Origin of the sequence: Nevskia ramosa DSM 11499 (genome assembly GCF_000420645.1) — a bacterium.
Classification (GTDB): domain Bacteria; phylum Pseudomonadota; class Gammaproteobacteria; order Nevskiales; family Nevskiaceae; genus Nevskia; species Nevskia ramosa.
The window spans coordinates 508247-527130 of sequence record NZ_ATVI01000005.1 but is presented as its reverse complement, the minus strand read 5'-3'; the positions used below and the strand labels follow the sequence as shown (position 1 = coordinate 527130).

Genomic DNA, 18884 nt, shown 5'->3' with positions numbered 1-18884 from the left:
ATGCCGTAGCTTCAGAAGCGCCAGCCGAGATTGATCTGCACCACCGGATAGAACTTGAAGTCCTTGACGTCGTCGGCAAGGTTCACCGTCTCGTCGCTCAGCGCGTTCTGCACGGCGGCGTCGGTGGAAAGATCGACATTGGTCCGCGTGGTGCCGTCGGCATCGGTCACGTCGGCGACGCCGGAGATGCGCAGGCTCGGTTTCGGGCGACCGTGAAACAGCACGCCGGCATCGAAGCCGATGTAGAACGGCAAGCCCCCCATCGGATTGGTGAAGCCGAGGCCAAGATACGGCGAGAAGTTCTTGAAGCCGAGATTGCCGTTGACCTGGGCCTGGTCGCCGGTGATCTGCAGATCGCCGACGTCGCAGGTATCCGGGCAGCTCGCCTTCAGCTTGAGCTTGTTGCCATTGCCGACCAGACCCGCCGACAGCCTGGGGCCCTTGGTGAATGGATAGACATCGAGGAAAGCGCCGGCCGTGAACAGCTTGAGCTTGCCGTTGTAGTCGATGCCATCCTCGTTGAAGGAATGCGAAAAGCTCAGGCCCTGCACCTGGGCGCGGACGTTCAGGAACGGCAGGATCGAGGTGGTGATCTGGCCGCCCAGGCCGGCGGTGCCACCGGTGACGCCGACCGCGACATCGGGCAGGAACGGCAGCGCCTGAGTTCCGAACGACGAAAGTGCGAGGAGGCTGGCAAGCGCGACGGGAACGATCTTGTTCATGGCGATTCCTGTTGTTCTTGAGGTTGATGGAAGCTGAAGCGCGGCGATCGCGATCCTGGCTGCGGCTTGATCCTGCTGGGCGATGAAGGCGCAGTCCTCACGGAATTGCATCGGAGTTCAAACCGATTCGAATCGGAACGGTTTTCCGTCGTCCACTGCTGACCGCGCCGGCAAAGCCGATCCTGCTTTCGCTTGCTGCAGTTCCTGCACCACGCGGCTTTCGCCGCCCCGGGACCTTTGCCCATACCGCCGCCTTCGGCGACCTCCTATAACCATCGCCTGCCCTGGCTGGCCGCTCAGCCGTGTGACCGAGACAGCTCGACAGCGCCGCGGGGCCAGACCCCGGCCACGTTGGAGTTGCCATGTCGCCTGCAGTCTCTATTTCGATGCTCCCGCCGGGTCGATCCCGGGTTTCGGTGCGTGCGGTGCTGGCCGTTGCCGCACTCGGCGCGATCGCCCTGGTCTGGCTGATGGCCGCACTCGCCACGCTGAGCGTGCAGCGCGCCAGCGATCATCTCGGCGATGCGCGCAATTCCTATGAGCAACTGGCGATCATCAATCGTCTGGAAGCAGAGTTCGGTCGCCTGCTGCTGGCCGAGATGGAAGCCCTCGCCAGCCCCGGCACCGCGAACGAACTGCCGGAGCCGGACCGCGCGGCAGTCGAAGTGCTGTTCCGCCGGCTGCTGGTGCTGATCGACGAAGAGTTCGATCGCCACGGCGCCACCCGTGATGATCGGGTTCGCGAGATTCGCAACGCCGAAGCGATGCGCACGATGTTCGCGCAATTGCGTCGGCATCTCGACCAGCCGGCCAACGCCAGCCGGCGCAGCGATCCAGCCGCCGCGGTGCGAGCCTTCTTCGAGGACACGGTGCGAGCCGATACGGCGCGCATCGATCGCCTGGTGCGCGCGGTGTCCGCCGATGAAGCCGAGGAAGTCGAACAGACCCTGGCCGACATGCAGCGCCTGCGTCAGCGGCTGACCTGGGGCACGCCGCTGGCGGGCCTGATCGCAGCCCTGGGCGCGGTGCTGTCGATGGTGATGATCCACGCGCTGATCATGCGCCCGGTGCGCAAGCTGCACGACGGCGTGCAGCGCTTCGCGGCCGGCGACCTGAACCATCGCATCGACGTGCCGAAGCCGCTGGAGATTGCCGATCTCGCCAGCCAGTGCAATGCCATGGCGCAGAAGCTGGCCGAGCAGCAGGAGCGGCTGACCCGGGTCAACGAGGAACTCGAACAGACGGTGCGCGAGCGCACCCGGCAGCTCGAGGAATCCAGCGAGCGGCTGCGCGCCATTGATGCCAGCAGGCGGCTGTTCTTCTCGAAGATCAGCCACGAACTGCGCACGCCGGTGACGGTGCTGATGGGCGAAGCCGAAGTGGCGCTGCGCGGCCGTGATGACGATCCCGAGCTGTATCGAACGGCGCTGCAGCACATCCATGCCACCAGCGGCTACCTGCGCCGGCGGCTCAACGATCTGATCGGCCTGGCTCGCTCGGAGGATGGCCGAGTGCAGATCGAACGCGAACGAATGAGCTTGCGCGATTGCCTGCGCGAAGCGACCACCGTCGCCGAAGCCTACGCGCGCTCCAGCAGCGTCATCCTCGAAGCGGAAACCGGGCGCCTGCCGGTAATCGTCGACGGCGACGCCAGCTGGATCCGTCAGGCGATCCTGGCGCTGATCGACAACGCGGTGAAGTTCTCGCCGCCGGACGGCCGGGTCATCGCGCGGCTCGACAGCAGCGCCGCCGGCCACGCCATCGAGATCGCCGACCAGGGACCGGGCATCTCGACGGAGATGCTGGCCAAGGTCTTCGATCCCTACTACCAGACCCATGACGGCCGCGAACGCGGCGGCGCCGGCCTCGGCCTCGCCGTGGCCCGCTGGGTGATGGAACAGCACGGCGGCCTGATCTCCGCGCGCAACGCCTACGACGGCGGACTGATCGTCCGCATGGAGTTTTCAGCATGAGTACCGGGATGGGTTCGAGCCTCAACAACAGCGTGCTGCTGGTCGAGGACGATCCGGGCATCGGCCGCTTCGTCACTCGCGGCCTGGCCGCCGAGGGCTTCAGCGTGCAATGGCTGCGCGGCATCGGCGACGTGCCGCGGCAACTGGCCGGGGCCGATTACGCGGTGCTGATCCTCGATCTGATGCTGCCCGACGGCGATGGCTGCTCGCTGGCCCGCTATCTGCGCGACGCCGGCCAGATGATTCCGATCCTGATGCTGACCGCGCGCGACTCGCTCGACGAGAAGCTCGACGGCTTCCGCAACGGCGCCGACGACTACCTCAGCAAGCCGTTCGCGTTCGATGAGCTGCTGGCGCGAGTCAAGGTGCTGGCGCGGCGCGGTTCGGCGGGCCCGGAGCGCAGTCATCGCGTGGTCGCCGATCTGGCCATCGATGTCCGCGCCCGCGAAGTGACCTGCGCCGGCCGGGTGCTGAGCCTGACCCGCCGCGAGTTCGAGCTGCTGCTCTATCTCGCCCGTCACGCCGGCGAAGTGGTCAGCCGCGAACGGATTCTCTACGGCGCCTGGGGCAACAACGCCGAGCTCACCACCAACACCGTCGACGTCTATCTCGGTTATCTGCGCCGCAAGCTGAAAGCGCATGGCAGCGAGACCGAGATCGTCACCGTTCGCGGCCAGGGCTGCCGGATCGGCCTTGCCCCCAGCAGCGGACAAGATCACGACGCTGCGCCCGAAGCCTGAGAAGCCTCTCAGACCAATCTCAGGACAAGCTCAGATCGCGCTTCCTACAGTCACCGTGCCCGATGGCGACAAGCCTTGCGGCGCCACGATAAAAATTTCAGGAGGAGCGACATGACGGACAACATCAAGGCCCGACGCCTCTGGCGGCGGGTCACTGCAGCTTCGGCAGCAAGCCTGATCGCAATGGCCGCTGCTGGTCCCGCGCTAGCCGACAAGGCGGTGACCTGGGACGACATCCAGAACGACCAGGCCACAACCGACAACGTGCTGATGTACGGTTTCGGCGTGAAGGCCCAGCGCTACAGCCCGGCCGAAAAGATCAACGCCGCGAACGTTGCGGCGATGGTGCCGAAATGGTCGTTCTCGTTCGGTGACGAAAAGCAGCGTGGCCAGGAAAGCCAGGCGCTGCTTCATGACGGCGTCATCTACATCACCGGCTCGTACTCGCGGATGTTCGCGCTCGATGCCAAGACCGGTAAACGTCTCTGGGCCTACTCGCATCGCCTGCCGGACGACATCCGCCCCTGCTGCGACGTGGTCAACCGCGGCGCCGCGATCTTCGGCGACAAGGTCTACATGGGCACCCTCGATGCCGGCCTGGTGGCGCTCAATGCCAAGACCGGCAAGGTGGTCTGGTTCGAGAAGTTCGAAGACCACACCGCCGGCTACACGATGACCGGCGCGCCGACCATCATCAAGGATCAGAAGAGCGGCAAGATGCTACTGATCCACGGCTCCTCGGGCGATGAGTTCGGCGTCGTCGGCCGCCTGTACGCACGCGATCCGGAGACCGGCGAGGAAGTGTGGATGCGGCCGCTGGTGGAAGGTCATCGCGGCCGTCTGAATGGCGCCGACTCCAGCTATACGGGCGACCCGAAAGCACCGAGCTGGCCGAACGAGAAGGATGGCAAGACCAAGGTCGAAGCCTGGCATCACGGTGGCGGCGCGCCCTGGCAGTCGGCGGCGTTCGACATCAAGACCAACACCATCATCATCGGCACCGGCAACCCGGCGCCGTGGAACACCTGGAAGCGCACGCCGGGCGATTCGCTGTACACCTCTGGCCAGGTCTACATCGACCCGTCGAATGGCGAGCCGGTGGGCTTTTTCCAGCACACGCCGAACGATGCCTGGGACTTCTCCGGCAACAACGAAATCATCCTGTTCGACCTCGAAAAGGACGGCAAGAAGATCCGTGCCGGCGCCCACGCCGATCGCAACGGCTTCTTCTTCGTCACCGATACCGACAAGCTCACCGAGCGCGGCGGCAAGATCAACAGGCCGACCTCCCTGCTCGGCGCCTACCCGTTCGTGCCGGACATCTCCTGGGCCAAGGGCTTCGATCTGAAGACCGGCCGGCCGATCGAGAATCCAGGCCAGCGTCCGCCGCAACCGGAAGAAGGCCAGGACAAGGGCAAGACCATCCAGGTCACGCCGAACTTCCTTGGCGGCAAGAACTGGAATCCGATGTCGTACAGCCCGGAAACCGGCCTGTTCTACATCGGCTCCAACGACTGGAGCGAGGACTACTGGACCGAGAACATCACCTACAAGAAAGGTGCGGCATATCTGGGCCAGGGCTTCCGCATCAAGCGCAAGTTTGAAGACCATGTCGGCGTGCTGCGGGCGATGGACCCGAAGACCGGCCAGATCGTCTGGGAAGCGAAGGAACCGCTGCCGCTGTGGTCCGGCACCCTGGCGACCAAGGGCAATCTGGTGTTCACCGGTACCAGCGACGGCTACTTCAAGGCTTTCGACGCCAAGAGCGGCAAGGAACTGTGGAAGTTCCAGACCGGCTCCGGCGTGGTGTCCTGCCCGATCACCTGGGAAGACGGCGGCAAGCAGTACCTCGGCGTGGCCTCCGGTTACGGCGGCGCAGTGCCGCTTTGGGGAGGCGACATGGCCGACCTGACCAAGCCGGTCTCGCAGGGCGGCTCGTTCTGGGTCTTCGAGCTGCCGCAGGCCGTGGCCGATGCGGAGAACGCGAAAGCCGTCGCCACCGCGAACTGAGTATTTCCAAGCAGACCGCTGCGGGCTTTGAACCGCAGCGGCTGCAACAGCTCCTCTAGGCAAGGTTGTGACCTTCTCTAGATTCGGCCGGCAATCCGCAACGCGGCTTGCCGGCTGACTTTTTTCCGCCGTTGCTTTTGTCCGGAATTCCGCCATGAACTTCCCCGTTTCCGTACGCCGCGCTGGCCTGCTGCTGGCCACCGCGATCGCTGTGCCGGCCGGTGCCGTCGATATCATCGTCAACAGCATCGAACGCCCTGATCCCTGGATCATCAACGGCTGCCTGATCGCCCCGAAAAGCGACTGCCCCGGCGTCGACCTGCGTCATGCCGATCTGCGCCATGCCAACCTCGAAGGCGCGAATCTGAGCGGCGCCAATCTCGCCCGCGCCGACCTGCGTCATGCCAATCTCAATGGCGCGAAGCTCGATGGTGCCGACCTCGACGGCGCCCGTCTCGAAATCGCCTTCATGGGCGGCGTGAAACTGCGCGGTGCCAGCCTGCGCGGGGCCGATCTGCGCTTCGTGCGCATGGCCAAGGCCGATCTGAGCAAGGCCGACCTGACCGCCGCGACCCTGGAAAAGGCGATGGTCAAGGGCGCGAACTTCGACGGCGCCAAGCTCGTCAACGCCGATCTGCAGGAAACCAAGTTCTACGAGGCCAACCTCAGCAACGCCGTGATGGACGGTGCGCTGATCCGCTTCGCGATCTTCCAGGACGCCCTCATGGAAGGCTGCAGCGGCTGCCCGCAAAGCTGGCAGACCGGCACCAAGGCCTGGGAAGAAGGTCAGGCGAAACCCGCGCCGTGAAGGTCCGCGCATTCGCGCTAGCGTTCATGGTGAGCGTTAGTGCTGCAGCGAGCACCATCGATATCCCGGAAGAGTTGCAGCAATGTCGAAGCTTGAGTGATCGCGAGCAACGGCTGGCCTGCTTCGATGTGCTCGCGTTTCGCCACTCGCCACCGCGCTTCGCAGGCCGCCACGGCGCCACTACCGAAGCCTTCGTCACCACCGGTCCGCAGCGTCTGCGCTACCAGAGCGATGGCGCGATCTTCGTCATGTACCTGCGTGATGCCGAGGGTGCTGTCCTGCAAAACATCACGCTGCCGGGCGGCGGCGAGGACAGCTATCGGATCGACAAGGCCGGCACCTACTCGCTGCAGGTCAACGGCAGCGAAACCTGGCGCATCTGGATCGATCCGCCTTGAGCGCAGGCAGCGCTCAAGCCGAATCAGTGCCGCGCGGCTAAAGCCAGATCGGCGTTGACGACCAGGAAAAAGGTTTCTTCGCGACGGACCATGCCCAGGGTTTCGCGGGCATGGGTTTCGATCGCTGCACCACCGGCGCGAAGGTCTTCGACCTCCGCTTCCAGCGCTGCATTGCGCAGCCGCAGGCGACCATTGTCGGCTTCGCGCGCTGCCACGGCGGCGCGCTGCTTGCCGGTTTCATAGACACCGCCGTCGCCAATCCAGAACCGATACTGCAGACCCGCCAGCATCAGTCCCAGAACAACGATGGCGATGCCGCGCGTCATCCGCCGACGATCACGGGAAACGCGCCCGCACCCGGGTAACGGGCACGCGAGCCGAGCTGACGCTCGATGCGCAGCAGCTGGTTGTACTTGGCCATGCGATCGGAACGGCACAGCGAGCCGGTCTTGATCTGGGTGGCGGCCGTACCGACGGCGATGTCGGCAATGGTGGCGTCCTCGGTTTCACCCGAGCGATGCGAGACGACGGCCGAATAATCCGCTTCGGTCGCCATGCGGATCGCCGCCAGCGTTTCGCTGAGCGTGCCGATCTGGTTCGGCTTGATCAGGATCGAGTTACCGACGCCGCGCAGGATGCCTTCGGCGAGGATCTTGGTGTTGGTGACGAACAGATCGTCGCCGACCAGCTGAACCTTGGCGCCGAGCTTCTCGGTCAGCAGGCCCCAGCCCTTCCAGTCGCCTTCGGCACAGCCGTCTTCGACCGAGATGATCGGATAGCGATCGCACAAACCGGCGAGGTAGTCGGTGAACTGGTCGGCGGTGAACTGCTTGCCCTCGCTTTCCAGGTGGTACTTGCCCTTCTTGAAGAACTCGCTGGAGGCGACGTCGAGGCCGAGGAACACATCGACACCCGGCTTGTAGCCGGCCATCGAGATCGCTTCCATCAGCACCGCGAGCGCGGCTTCGTTCGATTCGAGGTTCGGCGCGAAGCCGCCTTCGTCACCAACGGCCGTATTCAGCTTGCGGCTGTGCAGCACTTTCTTCAGCGTGTGGAAGATCTCGGCACCGGTGCGCAGCGCTTCGGAGAAGCTGGTGGCGCCGACTGGCAGGATCATGAATTCCTGGATGTCGATGTTGTTGTCGGCATGCGCGCCGCCGTTGATGACGTTCATCATCGGCACCGGCAAGGTGTCGGCCTGCAGACCGCCGAGGTGGCGATACAGCGGCTGATCGTTCTCCGCAGCAGCGGCATGAGCAGCCGCCAGCGACACGGCGAGAATCGCGTTGGCGCCAAGGCGAGACTTGTTCTCGGTGCCATCGAGCGCGATCAGCGCGGCATCGAGACCGGCCTGATCCTGGGCATCGCGACCCTTCACGCACTTGGCGATTTCGGTCTCGGCGTTCTTGACCGCTTTCAGCACGCCCTTGCCGAAGTAGCGCTTCTTGTCACCGTCACGAAGTTCGACGGCTTCGCGGCTGCCGGTCGAAGCACCACTCGGGGATGCCGCACGTCCGGAGAAGCCGGTCTCGAGAAAAACCTCGGCCTCCACCGTCGGATTGCCGCGTGAGTCAATGATTTCCCGGGCCAGCACGCGGACAATCTCGGACATCCAGTATTCCTCTTGAGTGGTTGCGGTTTGCCGAATTCTACGTCGCGCGTCGGCGGACCGCCACGAACGGGCCGATCATTGGGACAAGCCACCGACAGAACGGTCACAGACTGGGCCGGACAAAGCAAAAAGCCGGGCATCGAGCCCGGCTTTCGTCTGCTTCGGCCAGTCTGCTCAGCTGCTCAGGCGTGACTCCAGCAACGGCTTGCGCTTGACCAGACGATCGAGCTCGACCAGCGTTTCCAGCAGATCGGCCATCTCCGACAGCGGCAGCGAGTTCGGGCCATCGCACAGCGCTTCATCCGGCTTCGGATGGGTTTCCATGAACACACCGGAGACACCGGCGCCGACTGCAGCGCGCGCCAGCACCGGAATCATTTCGCGCATGCCGCCGGAAGCCGTGCCCTGCCCGCCCGGCAACTGCACGGTGTGGGTGGCATCGAAAACCACCGGCGCGAACTTGCGCATGATCGACAGGCCACGCATGTCGGCGACCAGATTGTTGTAGCCGAACGAGAAGCCGCGCTCGCACAACAGGAACTGGTGCGGTGCCACGTCGGTCATCTTGTCGATGACGTTGCCCATTTCCCAGGGCGACATGAACTGGCCTTTCTTGACGTTGATCGGCCGGCCGGTCTTCGCCGCGTTCTGCATGAAATTGGTCTGCCGGCACAGGAACGCCGGTGTCTGGATCACGTCAATGACGGAAGCCACTTCGCCCAGCGGCGTGTCTTCATGGACGTCGGTCAGCACCGGCACGCCGATCTTGGCCTTCACGGTCTCCATGATCTTCAGGCCTTCGGCGATGCCCGGGCCACGATAGCTCCGACCGGAGCTGCGGTTGGCCTTGTCGAACGAGCCCTTGAACACGTACAGGATGCCGAGGCGATCGGTGATCGCCTTGATCGTCGACGCCACTTCCAGCGCCAGATCCAGCGATTCCAGCGTATCCGGGCCGGCGATCAGGAACAGCGGTTGATCGATGCCGATATCGCGTCCACAAAGTTTCATCACGCCACCTCGGGCTGACTGGTCGCCTGATGAGCCAGACGCTGCTCGCGCGCTGCGCGGATGAAACCTTCGAACAGCGGATGACCATCCCGCGGCGTCGAAGTGAATTCCGGATGGAACTGACAGCCGATGAACCAGGGATGCTCGGGCAGCTCGAGCATCTCGACCAGTTCGCCGTCTTCCGAGGTGCCGGCGATCTTCATGCCACGCGAGGTCAAGGTATCGCGGTAATTGTTGTTGAACTCGAAGCGGTGACGATGGCGCTCGCCGATCAGCTCGGCGTTGTACAGCGCCCGCGAGCGACTACCGGCCACCAGACGGCAGGTCTGGATGCCGAGACGCATGGTGCCGCCGAGGTTCGAGTTCTCACTGCGCGTTTCGATGCGGCCGGTGACGTCCTTCCACTCGGTGACCAGCGCGATGATCGGATGCGGCGACGCCGGCGCGAATTCGGTGGAGTGCGCGCCTTCGAGACCGCAGACATTGCGCGCGTATTCGATCGCCGCCACCTGCATGCCGAGGCAGATGCCGAGATACGGAATGCGGTTCTCGCGGGCGTGGCGGGCAGCTTCGATCTTGCCTTCGATGCCGCGTTCGCCGAAGCCGCCAGGTACCAGGATCGCGTCCGCGCCCTGCAGCACCGACAGGCCCTGGCTTTCGACGGTTTCCGATTCGATGAAACGAATCTTGACTCGCGTCTTGGTGTGCAGGCCGGCGTGGTACAGCGCTTCGTTCAGCGACTTGTAGGCATCGGCGAGATCAACGTACTTGCCGACCATCGCCACCTGCACTTCGACGTCCTGCTCGGCGCGCGCGTTGACCACCCGCTCCCAGGCGCTGAGATCCGCCGGGCGGCACTGCAGGCCGAAATGTTCGACGACCAGATCGTCGAAGCCCTGCTGATGCAGCCAGCCGGGGATCTTGTAGATATCGTCGAGATCGACGGCCGAGATCACCGCGCGATACGGCACGTTGGTGAACAGCGCGATCTTGCGCTTCTCGCCCTCGGGCATCGGTTTTTCCGAGCGGCACAGCAGCACGTCGGCCTGGATGCCGATCGAGCGCAGTTCCTTGACCGAATGCTGAGTCGGCTTGGTCTTCAGTTCGCCCGAGGACTTCACGTACGGCAGCAGAGTCAGATGCACGAACATCGCGAACTTGTGACCCAGTTCGGCGCCCATCTGGCGGATCGCTTCGAGGAACGGCAGCGATTCGATATCGCCGACCGTGCCGCCGATCTCGACCAGGCAGATGTCGGCACCACGGGCGCCATCACGGATGCGGTTCTGGATCTCGTCGGTGATGTGCGGGATCACCTGCACGGTGCGGCCGAGGTAGTCGCCGCGGCGCTCCTTGTCGAGCACGTGGCGGTAGATCTGGCCGGTCGTCACGTTCGACAGGCGGCTGGTCTTGCCGCGCAGGAAGCGCTCGTAATGGCCGAGGTCGAGATCGGTCTCGGCGCCGTCCTGGGTGACGAACACTTCGCCGTGCTGGAACGGGCTCATGGTGCCCGCGTCGACGTTGATGTACGGATCGAGCTTGATCATCGACACCGTCAGGCCGCGCGATTCGAGAATCGCGCCAAGGCTCGCCGCAGCGATGCCCTTGCCGAGCGACGACACGACGCCGCCGGTGACGAAAATGAAGCGGGTCTGACCAGCCACGAGGGCTGGGGCCTGGGTAACGTCGGGCATGAGCGAGGCGGGCTGCGGGTTTCGCGGATTTTACGGGCAATCGCGCAACGACGGCGTGCCATCGAGTGCCAAAGGACTGCGCAAGCCGGCAAAATCGTGCCGCCAGAAACCCTGCCAGCCTTGTGCGACAAGGCTTTCCCGCCACTCGCGCGTGGCGCCGATTCCGGGCATGCACAGTGCGCCGTCTGCCGCCTCGATCACCGGAATGCGCGCACGCAGCCAGGGCGCCACGCCCAGTTCCTGAAACCGGTTGCGTAAGGTCCGCGCATGCGCCGCGCCATCATTGCGAAAAGCTTCGCCTGGCTGCGGGCTTCTGAGCTTGAGCGGAATCGGCGGCGGCCGGTTGGCTACCAGCATGCCGCCGTCGCCCGGCAGCTGGAAATGCGTTTCCTTCGACCACAGGCCCCAGCCGCCAGCTGCCGGCGCTGCAGGCAAAGGCGTCATCGCATGCAGCTGGTCGCGATAGCGGCGCAGCTCGCAGCCGGGCCAGGCATGACGCGGCGTGGCATCCGGGCCGGGCTTGAGCAACTGCTCGTCGACGAGATCGAGATGGTTGGCGAACGGCGCGCGAAAACCCTGCTCATGCAACCACCAGCGGATCAGGTTGTGGCGCCGGGCTGCGCTCAGCATCAGCAGTCGCGAGACCGACAACGCCGCGCCCTGCGCGGCCTGCAGATGATCTTCCGCCGCTCGCTCGTCGAGCAGGTCTGCCGCTTCGGCAGCGAGCCGCGCGGCGCGCGCCAGGCTCGGATCGGTCTGCCCAAAGCGCGTGCGCAGGCCGGGCATCACCTCACGCCGCAGCCAGCTGCGGGCGTAGCGCGGGTCTTCGTTATGCGGATCGTCGATCCAGCTCAGGCCGTGCTGCTCTGCATAGGCACGCAAGGCAGTCCGCGGCTGATCGAGCAGCGGTCGCCATAGCTGACCGGGCGCGAACACAGTCAGCGGCCGCATCGCCGCCAGCCCGTGAACACCGGCCCCGCGCAGCAGGCGCAGCAGCACCGTTTCGGCCTGATCGTCGCGATGATGGGCGGTGACCAGCAGATCGCCGGACTGCATCTGCGCGCGCAGCAGCGCATAGCGCGCCTCACGAGCCGCGCCTTCGGGGCCGGCGGCGTCGTCACCGGCAATCGCGGCCCGGCGGAGAATCATCGGCACGCCGAGGGACTTGCAGAAAACAGCACCGTCCCGCGCCCAGCCGTCAGCCGCTTCCTGCAGGCCGTGGTGAACGTGGACTGCGACCAACTCCTGCGGACCGCGCTGCGCCAGCGCGTGCAGCAGCACCGTCGAATCGAGTCCACCGCTGTAGGCGACCAGCACCCGCGCGCCGGCGGCTCGTTCAGGCAGCGGCGGGATCAGCTCGGAAGTGGGTCTGGACGGCATACAGGCAGTTTACGGAGCGGCGCTGCAGAAACGCCCAGAAACGACAAGGCCCGCCGTAGCGGGCCTCGAAGGGCGACAGGCTACGGAGACTTCCGCGATCAGGCGGCGGCGACCGAAGACTGGGCGACCTCGCCCGGCTCCTCGTAAGTGCCATAGGTCATCAGGCGGCCATAGCGGTCGGACAGCAGACGGGTCATCGGCACGCGGCACAGGCGCTCGACGTGGTGAACGATGCGCTCCTTCAGGGTCGCCATCATCAACACCGGATCACGATGGGCGCCGCCATGCGGCTCCGGCACGATCTCGTCGACCAGCTTGAACTCGATCAGATCCTTGGCGGTGACTCTCATCGCTTCGGCGGCTTCCTTGGCGCGCTCGGCCTTCTTGAACAGGATCGAGGCGCAGCCTTCCGGCGAGATCACCGAGTAGATGCCGTATTGAAGCATCATCACGTGATCGGCCACGCCGATCGCCAGCGCACCACCGGAACCGCCTTCGCCGGTCACCGTGGCGACGATCGGCGCGCGCAGCTTGGAAAGTTCGAACAGGTTGCGGGCGATCGCTTCCGACTGGTTGCGCTCTTCGGCGCCGATGCCCGGATAGGCACCCGGCGTGTCGATGAAGGTGACGATCGGCAGGTTGAATTTCTCGGCGAGCTTCATGATCCGCAGCGCCTTGCGATAACCCTCGGGACGCGGCATGCCGAAGTTGCGATAGACGCGTTCCTTGGCATCGCGGCCTTTCTGCTCGCCGATCACGACGACCGCGCGGCCTTCGAGGCGGGCGACGCCGCAGACCATGGCCGGATCATCGGCGTAGTGGCGGTCACCGTGCAGTTCTTCCCACTCGGTGAAGACGCCGTGCACGTAATCGAGCGCGTAAGGGCGCTGCGGATGACGGGCAAGCTGGGCGATCTGCCAGGGCGTGAGGTTCGCGAAGATCGACTTGGTCTGCTCGCCGATCTTCGCTTCCAGCCGCGAAATCTCGTCGGTGAGATTCAGGTCGCTGCCGCCGGTCATGAAGCGCAGCTCTTCGATTTTCTTCTGGAGATCGGCAATCGGCTGCTCGAAATCCAGGTACGTCATGTTATTCGCCATCGTCGTATTCTGCCCTAGACCTCTGGTTGCTTGAAACCGGGGCGACCCAGCGTCGATATTCGGCCTTCACGCTTTCCGCGCCGAGCAGGCGTTTCAGCTCCGTCTCGGCAGCCGTCTCGAACTTCAAACGCCAGGCGGTGCCCCAATCGAGCACGGCCCGCGCCGTGCCGTTCCAGTATTCCACGGAAACCGCCGCACCATTCGGGCCACGCCACGGGGCCAGGCGCTGTGGCAGCGCGGTGACGGCGATCGACGGCTTTTTCCAGGTCAAAGTCACACGCTCGGTGCGCTCGCGCAGCAGCGAGTCGAGATCGTAGAAGCTCTTCGCCGACAGCCGATATTCGAGTTCACGGCCTTCGCGCTGCGAAGCGCTGATCGAGCCGGTGGCAAAGATCAGCGTGTCCGGCTTGAGCAGGGTCTGGAAGCGCTGCCAGTCCTGGAAATCGAGCCAGCAGACCAGCTGCGCGGTGCGGTCGTCGAGGATCAGGATCTTGCCCGGCCGGTCGCCCATGATGGTGCGGATGTCGGTCAGCCAGCCCGCCAGCATCACTTGCTTGCGGTAGCCGCGACGGCGCGGTGCCGGCGCGCCCTCCTCGTCGTCACCACCGCCACCCGTGTTGCCACCGAAGTCGGGCGGCGGACCCGCCTCGTCGATCAGCGTCTTGATGTTGCCCGAGCAGACCTGCTCGATCAGCGCGCGATAGGCCTCGACCGGATGGCCGGACAGATACAGACCGAGCACCTTCTTCTCGACCGACAGGCGCTCATTCGGCTCCCAGTCGGTTTCCAGTTCGGCGGCCACGGTGCCGGTGTTCGAGGCATCGGCCGGCGCACCGAGACCGAACAGATCGGCAATGCCGGCGCCGGCCGAGGCGGCGGTCTGCTCGGCCAGTTGCAGAGCCTTGGGCAGAGTCTTCATCAGGCTCGGGCGATTGAGCTGGAAGCAGTCCATCGCACCGGCGCCGATCAGCGCTTCGAGCACCCGGCGATTGGCTTTGCGGGTGTCGATGCGGCGGCAGAAGTCGAACAGATCAAGAAAGGCGCCATGGCTGCGGCGCTCGTTGATGATGCCGTCGATCGCGCCCTCACCTGCGCCCTTGACCGCGCCAAGGCCGTAGACGATCGCTCCAGCCGCGTTGACCGTGAACCGGTACTCGGACGAGTTCACGTCCGGCGGCAGCACCGTCTGCTTCATGCGCCGGCATTCTTCGAGCATCACCACCACGGTATCGGTGTGGCTCATTTCCGCCGACATCACCGCCGCCATGAACTGCGCCGGGTAGTGCGCCTTCAGCCAGGCGGTCTGGTACGAGACCAGCGCATAGGCCGCCGCATGCGACTTGTTGAAGCCGTAGCCGGCGAACTTCTCCATCAGGCTGAACACGGCCGACGCGGTCGGTGCGTCGATGCCGCGCTCGGCAGCACCCTTCTCGAAGATGCCGCGCTGCTGGGCCATCTCCTCGGGCTTCTTCTTGCCCATCGCGCGGCGCAGCATGTCGGCACCCCCGAGCGTATAGCCGGCCAGCACCTGCGCCATCTGCATCACCTGTTCCTGGTAGACGAAGTTGCCGTAGGTGGGCTTGAGCACGCCCTCCATGTCCGGATGCAGGTAGGTGACTTCCTCGGTGCCGTGCTTGCGCCGGCAGTACTGCGGAATCAGGTCCATCGGGCCGGGGCGGTACAGCGAGATCAGCGCGATGATGTCCTCGAAGCAGTCCGGCTTGAGGTCCACCGAGGCGCGCTGCATGCCCTGCGATTCCATCTGGAACACCGCCGTGGTCTGGCCTTCGGCGTACAGCTTGTAAGCCTCGCGGTCGGTCAGCGGCAGGCTCAGGATGTCGAGCTTCTTGTCCGGCCAGCGCGCATTGATCTGCTGCACGGCGGACTCGATGATGGTCAAGGTGCGCAGGCCAAGGAAGTCGAACTTGACCAGGCCGACGGTCTCGCAGTCCTTCATGTCGAACTGGGTGCGCAGGCCGGCACCACCGGCTTCGCAGAACATCGGCGTGTACTCGGTCAGCGGCAGCGGCGCGATGACCACACCGCCGGCGTGGATGCCGACGCCGCGAGTGAGATCTTCCAGCGCCATGCCGAGGTCGATGATCTCGCGCAGATCTTCTTCTGCGTCGTAGGCGGCCTTCAGATCCGGCACTTCGACCAGCGCATGTTCGAGCGATGAACGCCCGGCCTTTTCGGCGTCAGCCTTGAACGCCGGCGCGCCCGGAATCAGCTTGGCGATGCGGTCGCCGAGACCATACGGATGGCCCATCACCCGGGTCACGTCGCGTACCACGGCGCGCGCCGCCATCGAGCCGTAGGTGATGATCTGGCTGACGCGCTCGCGGCCGTATTTCTCGGCGACGTAGGCGATCACCCGGTCGCGGCCTTCGATGCAGAAATCGACGTCGAAATCCGGCAGCGACACGCGTTCCGGATTCAGGAAGCGCTCGAACAGCAGGTTGTAAGGCAGCGGATCGAGATCGGTGATGCCGATGGCATAGGCGACCAGCGAACCAGCACCCGAGCCACGACCGGGGCCGACCGGCACGCCATTGCTCTTGCCCCAGCGGATGAAGTCGGCCACCACCAGGAAGTAGCCGACGAAGCCCATGCGCTCGATGACGGCCAGTTCGAAATCGAGCCGTTGCTGATATTCCTCGACCGGCTTGAACGCACCCTGGTGCGCGAAGCGCTGCTCCAGACCATCCTGCGCAGTCTTGCGCAGGTAGCCCGGCACCGTGAAGCCTTCCGGCACCGGATAGTCCGGCAGATGGTTGACGCCGAAGCTGAGGCTCAAGGTGCAGCGGCGCGCGATCTCCAGCGTGTTCTCGACCGCTTCGGGCAGATCGGCGAACAGCTCGATCATTTCCTCGGCCGACTTCAGGTACTGATCCGGCGTGTACTCGCGAGGCCGGCGATCGTCGTTGATGACCCGGCCCTGGTTGATGCAGACGCGCGCCTCGTGGGCATCGAAATCGCCGCGTTCGAGAAAGCGCACCTCGTTGCTGGCGACCACCGGCAAGCCGGTGTCGCGGGCAAAGCTGACGGCCGCGCGCAGATGGCTGTCGTCATCGCGGCGGCCGCAGCGGGTGATCTCCAAGTACAGGCGATCCGGGAAGAACCGGCTCCACCACTGGGTCAGCCCGCGTGCGTGTTCGACTTTCCCGGCCAGCAGCGCCCGGCCGATCTCGCCATCACGGCCGCTGAGCGCGATCAGGCCATCGCTCGCCGCTTCGATCCAGGCGCGATGGATGCGCGGTCGACCCCGGCCCTGCCCTTCGTTGTAGGCGCGCGACAGCAGGCGCGTGAGATTGCGGTAGCCGGTGTCGTTCTGCACCAGCAAGGTCACGTTTTCAGCCTGCTCGCCGTCACCGGATTCCGGCATCGCGATATCGGCGCCGATGATCGGCTTGACGCCCGCAGCTTCCGCCAGCTTGTAGAACTTCACCATCGCGAACAGGTTGTCCTGATCGGTGACGGCAATGGCGGGCAGGCCGAGCTTCGCGGCAAAGCCAGTCAAGGTCTGGACATTGGCGCCCGCACTTTTCCTGGCTGGCGCTTCGACGCGGATCAGGCTGTCGACCAGTGAGAATTCGGTATGCAGGTGCAGATGGACGAACAAGGCTTTGCCAGTTTCCAGGGGTGGTTTGCCAGAGAAGCGGAGCGCCGCCAGCAGCGAGCGTGAAGTTTACGGGCTCTGCACGTCGCTACTCTGCAAACTCGCAGCCGGTAGCCCGAAACCCGCGACGGCGCAGGGCGCGAAGCTCAGCCGGTGTATGCGGCTGGCACCTTGCTGCACAAGCGCTTGCAGGTGCGCCGGCGTGCCGTAGCCCTTGTGCCGGGCCAGGCCGTAACCGGGAAACTGCGCATCGAGCCGGGTCATCTCGGCATCACGAGCCACCTTGGCGATGATCGCCGCAGCCATGATCGCGTCCTCGGTCCGATCGCCGCCGATGACCATGCGGATCGGCACTGGCAGCCGTGGTTGCTGGCTGCCGTCGATCAGGCACAAGGTCGGCACCGTCTTCAGCGCAGCGACGGCGCGCTGCATGGCCAGAAACGTTGCCTGCAGGATGTTGATCGCATCGATCTCCTCGGCGCTGGCGATGCCGATCGCCCAATCGAGCGCCACCGCTTCGATCAGTGGTACCAGACGCTCGCGCTGCAGCGCGCTGAGCGCCTTGGAATCCTTGAGCCCGATCAGGCCATGCGCTTCCGGCAACACGACCGCTGCCGCATAGACCGGCCCGGCCAGACAGCCGCGGCCGACTTCGTCGATTCCGGCGATGCAGACGTTCATCGGGCAGCGATCAGCTCGGCGATCGCCGCAGCCGAGGCAAGCGCAGCATTGCGGCGCAGCTCATCGCGCACCGCGCCGAACTGCGCGAGCTGCCGATCGCGGGCCTGGCCGTCTTCGATCAGTGCGTGCAGCGCCTCGGCCATCACTGCCGGCTGCGCCGCGTCCTGCAGGTATTCGGGGACCACCGGCTCGGCAGCCAGCAGGTTCGGCAGACTGACGTGCTTGGTTTTCAGCATGCCGAGCGTCGACAGCAGGAAATAGGTCAGCAGTGAACCGCGATAGGCGACGACCATCGGCCGATCGAGCAACAGGCATTCCAGGGTGGCGGTGCCAGAGGCCAGCAGCACCGCATCTGCCGCGCGCATCGCGGCACGGGACTGACCATCGACAAGCTTCCAGTTCACCAAGGGCGCGTGTGCGGCGATCGCAGTTTCCATGACCGGCCGCAGGCTGGGCTTGGCGATCGGCGTGACCATTGTCAGCCCCGGCAGCTGCCGGGCCAGCAGCGCTGCCGTCTGTGCGAACGGCACCGCCAGCCGCGCCAACTCGCCACCCCGACTGCCCGGCAGCACCGCGAGCACCGGCCCCTCGGCAGGCAAGCCCAAGGTCTGGCGCGCCTCGGCCCGGGACAGCGGATCGGCCAGTTCCTCGGCCAGCGGATGACCGATGTAGACCGCCTTGACGCCGTGGCCGGCGTAGAACTTCGGCTCGAACGGAAACAGACAGAGCACCAGGTCAACGGCCCTGGCGATGGTTTTCACTCGCCCCTGCCGCCAGGCCCAGACCGTCGGGCTGACCATCTGCACGGTCTTCAGGCCGCGTTCGCGCAAGCGACGTTCGAGGCCCAGATTGAAGTCGGGCGCGTCGATGCCGATGACCACGTCCGGACGATCGGCACTGAGCTTTTCGATCAGCTCGGCGCGCAGCCGGAACAGGTCCGGCAGCTTGGGCAGCACCTCGGCAATGCCCATCACCGACAGGCGATCGATGCTGGCCAGCGACTCGCAGCCAGCGGCCAGCATCCGCGGGCCGGTGACGCCGCTGAATCTTGCATCGGGAAACCGCGCGCGCAATGCCGGGATCAGCGCACCGCCGAGCAGGTCGCCAGAAGCTTCACCGGCGATCAGCGCGAAGTGCAT

The 18884-nt window shown here is 65.2% G+C and carries 15 protein-coding genes; 5 read left to right on the top strand and 10 right to left on the bottom strand.

Features of this window, described 5'->3' with window-relative positions:
* Positions 1–11: 11 nt before the first annotated feature.
* On the bottom strand, positions 12–722 hold the full coding sequence (locus G513_RS0103145) for a hypothetical protein (protein WP_022975377.1): 711 nt from the start codon (positions 720–722) through the stop codon (positions 12–14).
* 362 nt (positions 723–1084) lie between these two features.
* Here G513_RS0103145 and G513_RS0103140 point away from each other — a divergent pair, with 362 nt between their 5' ends.
* From G513_RS0103140 to G513_RS0103120, 5 genes are all read left to right on the top strand, one after another.
* Complete coding sequence (locus tag G513_RS0103140) at positions 1085–2695, top strand: sensor histidine kinase (protein WP_084711318.1); 1611 nt, start codon at positions 1085–1087, stop codon at positions 2693–2695.
* Entirely contained in the window at positions 2692–3435 is a 744-nt protein-coding gene (locus G513_RS0103135; RefSeq protein WP_051144316.1) for a response regulator transcription factor, read from the top strand. Before G513_RS0103140 ends, G513_RS0103135 begins: the two co-directional genes overlap by 4 nt.
* A 111-nt stretch (positions 3436–3546) precedes the next feature.
* Complete coding sequence (locus tag G513_RS0103130; protein WP_022975374.1) at positions 3547–5445, top strand: methanol/ethanol family PQQ-dependent dehydrogenase; 1899 nt, start codon at positions 3547–3549, stop codon at positions 5443–5445.
* A 154-nt stretch (positions 5446–5599) separates the two neighbouring features.
* Positions 5600–6253, top strand: coding sequence for a pentapeptide repeat-containing protein (locus G513_RS0103125; RefSeq protein WP_022975373.1), 654 nt, complete (start codon positions 5600–5602; stop codon positions 6251–6253).
* Positions 6250–6651 carry a hypothetical protein gene (locus G513_RS0103120; RefSeq protein ID WP_028475075.1) on the top strand — a complete coding sequence of 134 codons (402 nt, stop codon included), beginning with the start codon at positions 6250–6252 and terminating at the stop codon, positions 6649–6651. Before G513_RS0103125 ends, G513_RS0103120 begins: the two co-directional genes overlap by 4 nt.
* A gap of 23 nt (positions 6652–6674) precedes the next feature.
* On the opposite strand, the gene G513_RS0103115 is transcribed toward G513_RS0103120, so the two are convergent.
* From G513_RS0103115 to lpxB, 9 genes are all read right to left on the bottom strand, one after another.
* A complete protein-coding gene (locus G513_RS0103115) occupies positions 6675–6977 on the bottom strand; it encodes a septum formation initiator family protein (protein WP_022975371.1) in 303 nt (100 codons plus the stop codon).
* Positions 6974–8263: a phosphopyruvate hydratase gene (eno, locus tag G513_RS0103110; RefSeq protein WP_022975370.1), complete on the bottom strand. Its 1290-nt coding sequence runs from the start codon at positions 8261–8263 to the stop codon at positions 6974–6976. Before eno ends, G513_RS0103115 begins: the two co-directional genes overlap by 4 nt.
* Positions 8264–8437: 174 nt before the next feature.
* Complete coding sequence (kdsA, locus tag G513_RS0103105) at positions 8438–9274, bottom strand: 3-deoxy-8-phosphooctulonate synthase (protein WP_022975369.1); 837 nt, start codon at positions 9272–9274, stop codon at positions 8438–8440.
* On the bottom strand, positions 9274–10938 hold the full coding sequence (pyrG, locus tag G513_RS0103100) for a CTP synthase (protein WP_245563055.1): 1665 nt from the start codon (positions 10936–10938) through the stop codon (positions 9274–9276). Before pyrG ends, kdsA begins: the two co-directional genes overlap by 1 nt.
* A gap of 60 nt (positions 10939–10998) precedes the next feature.
* On the bottom strand, positions 10999–12348 hold the full coding sequence (gene tilS / locus G513_RS21110; protein ID WP_022975367.1) for a tRNA lysidine(34) synthetase TilS: 1350 nt from the start codon (positions 12346–12348) through the stop codon (positions 10999–11001).
* 98 nt (positions 12349–12446) lie between these two features.
* A complete protein-coding gene (locus tag G513_RS21105; RefSeq protein WP_051144343.1) occupies positions 12447–13433 on the bottom strand; it encodes an acetyl-CoA carboxylase carboxyltransferase subunit alpha in 987 nt (328 codons plus the stop codon).
* A gap of 1 nt (position 13434) precedes the next feature.
* Positions 13435–17067: a DNA polymerase III subunit alpha gene (gene dnaE / locus G513_RS0103085; protein ID WP_022975365.1), complete on the bottom strand. Its 3633-nt coding sequence runs from the start codon at positions 17065–17067 to the stop codon at positions 13435–13437.
* A 66-nt stretch (positions 17068–17133) separates the two neighbouring features.
* Positions 17134–17745 (bottom strand): ribonuclease HII, encoded by a 612-nt coding sequence (rnhB, locus tag G513_RS21100; RefSeq protein ID WP_022975364.1) that lies wholly within the window; start codon positions 17743–17745, stop codon positions 17134–17136.
* On the bottom strand, positions 17742–18884 hold the full coding sequence (lpxB, locus tag G513_RS0103075) for a lipid-A-disaccharide synthase (RefSeq protein WP_022975363.1): 1143 nt from the start codon (positions 18882–18884) through the stop codon (positions 17742–17744). The genes rnhB and lpxB overlap by 4 nt, the downstream gene beginning before the upstream one ends.